The organism is Actinophytocola sp. (assembly GCF_036555685.1).
In the GTDB taxonomy this organism is placed as follows: domain Bacteria; phylum Actinomycetota; class Actinomycetes; order Mycobacteriales; family Pseudonocardiaceae; genus Actinophytocola.
This window is the reverse complement of sequence record NZ_DATBKY010000270.1, coordinates 1-2,342: the sequence shown is the minus strand read 5'-3', so window position 1 is coordinate 2,342 and position 2,342 is coordinate 1. Positions and strand designations below refer to the sequence as shown.

Annotated in this window: 3 protein-coding genes; all 3 read right to left on the bottom strand. The window is 71.5% G+C overall.

All coding sequences use genetic code 11. The features are described from left to right. Positions 1-786 (bottom strand): CTP synthase (gene pyrG, locus VH969_RS27565; protein WP_331979405.1); only part of this gene is annotated, 786 nt, incomplete at its 3' end. Between the two features lie 196 nt (positions 787-982). Continuing rightward, complete coding sequence (locus tag VH969_RS27560) at positions 983-1,924, bottom strand: copper transporter (protein WP_331979403.1); 942 nt, start codon at positions 1,922-1,924, stop codon at positions 983-985. Next, the coding region (gene steA, locus VH969_RS27555; protein ID WP_331979401.1) for a putative cytokinetic ring protein SteA at positions 1,921-2,342 on the bottom strand (422 nt) is incomplete at its 5' end. The genes VH969_RS27560 and steA, both read right to left, overlap by 4 nt.

The window sequence follows — 2,342 nt, the reverse complement described above, 5'->3', positions numbered from 1 at the left end:
GTGCAGCACCTTGGGGATGTCGTAGATCGACGGCGCGTCCGGCGCGGCCACGACGGCGTCGATGTCGACGTCGCACATGAGCGCGATCTTGCGCTTGAGCCCGCTCGGCACCTCGCGGTCGGCCCGGCACACGACGGCGTCTGGCTGGATACCGATGTTGCGCAGCGCGGCGACCGAGTGCTGGGTCGGCTTGGTCTTGAGCTCCCCGGACGGCGCGAGGTAGGGCACGAGCGACACGTGGAGGAAGAAGCAGTTGTCCCGGCCGACGTCGTGGCGGACCTGGCGGGCTGCCTCGAGGAACGGCAGCGACTCGATGTCCCCGACCGTGCCGCCGATCTCGGTGATGACGACGTCCGGCGCGTTGCCGTCCTCCCCCGGCTCGGCCATACCCCGGATGCGCGCCTTGATCTCGTCGGTGATGTGCGGGATGACCTGCACGGTGTCGCCGAGATACTCGCCGCGGCGCTCCTTGGCGATCACGCTCGAGTAGACCTGGCCGGTCGTGACGTTGGCCCGGCCGGCGAGGTCGCGGTCGAGGAACCGCTCGTAGTGGCCGACGTCGAGGTCGGTCTCCGCGCCGTCCTCGGTGACGAACACCTCGCCGTGCTGGAACGGGTTCATGGTGCCCGGGTCCACGTTGAGGTACGGGTCGAGCTTCTGCATCGTGACCCACAGACCGCGAGCGGTGAGCAGCTGACCGAGGCTGGACGCGGTGAGGCCCTTGCCGAGGGACGACGCAACCCCACCCGTCACGAACACGTACTTGGTCGTGCGTGAGTGTTGCACCAGAGACGCCCCCCGTGGACTGACCTTCGGTCCATGACCGTTACTGGCGATTCCGTTCGCAGCTGGGCTGCCCGCCTGACTCTCCACGGGGTTTCACCGTATCACCTGCCCGGCGCGACCTCGCTCGACACGCGGTCGCGCGCGGTGTGGTGACACTGTGTTGATGGTTCGTCTCGCTCTTGCGCGACCGCGCGGGTCACTCGGCCGGCGCACCCGGTGCCGGCGACTCCGCGTTTCCGGCGCTGCCGTACCGGCCCGCCTTGCCGTCAAGCTGCTCGCGCAGGGCGAGCACCGTCACCACGCGACCGGCCGGCGTGCCTACGTTGTCCACTGTGGACATGATGGACGTGGCGGCGGTGTCCGCGCGGACCACGCCGACCGCACCGGCGCCGTCGGCCGAGCCCGCGGAGCCGGCGAGCACGGTACCGGCGCCGGAGCGGTCCACCTGGGTGGCGAACCGGGCGAGGGTGGCCGCGCGGTCGCCCGCGCCGTCGCCCTTCGCGGCGCCACCGGTCAGCACGATCGCGAGCTGCGCGGGTTCGATGTCCGAGCCGGCCTTGATGAAGCCGCCCTCGGAGAGCGCGGCGAGCGCGGCCGCGGTCTCGTCCGCGGAAGCCTGCGGCTTGTTGTCGGCCCTGCTGATCAGCAGCAGCGGGCCGAGCAGGCCGCCGGCGAGCGTGCCGGGGTCGGAGACGGTCGGCAGCCGAACGCCGGCCGGGAGCAGGCGCGGGACGATGTCCTTGAGCTGGTCGGCCTTCTCCGGGTTGCTGAAGTCGTCGGTCAGCTGGACCTCGCCGGTGACGCGGGCGCCCGCGTCGGCCAGGAGGCTCTTGAGCGCGTCACGGTCCTCGGGGTTCGCGTCGGCGGTGGTGATGAGCACGACGGTGCGCTGGTCGAGCTGGCCGCGCACGGCCATCGGGCCGACCTGGGTCGCGAAGCTGTCGGCGTCGGCCAGGCGCGCGTTCTGGGCGTTGCGCTGCGTCTCGAGGTCGTGGACCTGGTTGACGAGCTGGTCGTTGTCGTTGGTGAGGCCGGAGAGCAGCGTGCGGGACAGCGTGGTCGAGCCGAGCACGACGCCGACGGCGAGCGCGAGGAGGACCGCGGCGATCGAGATGACGTGGTAGCGCAGGGAGATCACGAGAAGAGCCCCTCGATCCAGGTGACGAAGCTGTTCCAGGTGTCGGCCGCCCAGCCGGCGTAGGCCCCGCCCACACCCGACACCGCCAAGGCGACGGCGACCGCGATGAGCGCCGCGAGCACGAGCACCACGACGGCGCCGATCGAGACGCGGCTGCGGTGCAGCGTCGCGACGGCCCTGCCGTCGACGATCTTGCTGCCGAGCTTGAGCCGGGTGAGGAACGTGGACGGGTTGGACCCGGAGCGGCCACGGTCGAGGAACTCGCTGAGCGTCGCCTGGAACCCGATCGTGACGACGAGGCTCGCCCCGTGCGTGTCGGCGAGCAGCAGCGCGAGGTCCTCCGGGTTGCCGGACGCGGGGAACGTGACCGCGCCGATGCCCAGGTCCTGCACGCGCTCGAGCCCGGGCGCGTGGCCGT